Here is a 1470-nt window from a genome sequence, read left to right as displayed (position 1 = left end):
AGGGGAAAAAAACGTAAGCGCGCAACTGGCGCAAGCGGGTCAGCGACTGACCTTTTTTGAGGGCTTTATTGGTTATCTGGCACCGAAAGCGCCGCTTTTACTGACTCACTGGATGTGTTCTCACTGTAAGGACTACGCGGGCGGATACTGGGAATATTTTTACACCAGTAACGGCACCTGCTTTGCCGTGCCGGGGTTCGAGGGCAAAAAACACTTCCAGATCCTGTCCAGGGGCTTCAGCGCCGAAATGTCGGCCGAGGCCGCAGGCGTCAGCGCCATGCTGACGGTGCTGAAATGCCTGGCCTGGCAGACGTGGAGTGAAAACGGCAATGACCCGTTGATCGGTAAGCTTAACCATCTTGAAAGCGCCCTGTGGGAGTACGCCCTGACGCTTGATGAAAAGCGCGTTATTTGTATGGCCGTGGCCTGAATCATTGCGACGCGGGTAACGGCAAAGTGACCGGCGTGGCGCTGTGTTATCAGCTGCGCTCGCTCGACCTGAAGGCGCGCAGGGCAAGCTATGCTGCAACGGTCGAGCCACATGTTATTGATGAGATACTCTCCCTGGTGGTAGATCTCATCGATCCGCGTTAAGCATTAAACAGCTGACTTCTGGCAATTTTATGGAAAATTAAGAGGATACGGAATCATGAGTCGGATTGAAAAATTAATGACGGTTGCTCTTCTTGGTGGTTTAGCTTTCGGTGCGTACTATTCATATAGCGCGGAAAAGGCAGAGGAGCAAGCCTTTGAAACGGCACGGCAGACGGCACTGGATGCACCCGATCCTTTCCTTGAGCTGGCCAGGTTCAGGTCAGCAATCGGGGATTACGGGAAAAGTTGCTCTATCTTTGCCGATGCAATCTGCAAACGCCGGATGGAAGTGGAAAATGAACTGGTCACTGCGGGCGTGAAAAAAGGCTCAGTCCCGGCGCTAATCCATCTCTTTGACTCGGGTATTAAGTGGCCGCCGATCAGTTACACCGATTTGCCGGATAATGAGTCTCAGCGCCTGGGACAGCGCCTGATAAGCCTTGCTGAAAGCGCTCCTGTCACGAAAGAAAACGCCGCGCTGTTCTTTGAAGCTGCTGAGCTGTTGAAGTACAGCACTCATACTGCAAAAGCCATTGACCTGTACGTCAAAGCCTGGCAGACAGGTGCGCCGTGGGCGGCTTCAGAGCTGGCCTACATATATGATGAAATCCTGAATGATAAAACGCGGGCATATTTCTGGTATGTACGCGCCCGAAATGTACCGGTTGGCACTGAAAGTTTTAAGAGCCTGTCGGCCGAGGAAAAGCTGACGCTTCAGAGCAAGGCTCATGACACAAACCTGGTGAACATCTGAGCCGAAAATGCAGGGTGTCTGAGGCAGATGCTCTGATCTGAAAGCCGCAACTTTGGAGGATAAAAATGAGCTTCGGGATTCTGAACGCTGTTCTGGTTCTGCTGTACTGGGCAATCACAAAG

3 protein-coding genes are annotated in these 1470 nt (G+C 52.4%); all 3 read left to right on the top strand.

From position 1 onward, the window contains the following. Positions 1-430 (top strand): antirestriction protein (locus tag BBB56_RS23360; RefSeq protein ID WP_123803265.1); only part of this gene is annotated, 430 nt, incomplete at its 5' end. Continuing rightward, positions 412-594: a putative type II toxin-antitoxin system PemK/MazF family toxin gene (locus BBB56_RS23355; protein WP_233593104.1), complete on the top strand. Its 183-nt coding sequence runs from the start codon at positions 412-414 to the stop codon at positions 592-594. The genes BBB56_RS23360 and BBB56_RS23355, both read left to right, overlap by 19 nt. Positions 595-649: 55 nt before the next feature. After that, positions 650-1348 carry a hypothetical protein gene (locus BBB56_RS23350; RefSeq protein ID WP_123803264.1) on the top strand — a complete coding sequence of 233 codons (699 nt, stop codon included), beginning with the start codon at positions 650-652 and terminating at the stop codon, positions 1346-1348. Positions 1349-1470: the final 122 nt, after the last annotated feature.

The sequence above is a fragment of the Candidatus Pantoea deserta genome, from assembly GCF_003813865.1.
Lineage (GTDB): Bacteria > Pseudomonadota > Gammaproteobacteria > Enterobacterales > Enterobacteriaceae > Pantoea > Pantoea deserta.
This window is presented reverse-complemented; position numbering and strand designations above follow the sequence as displayed.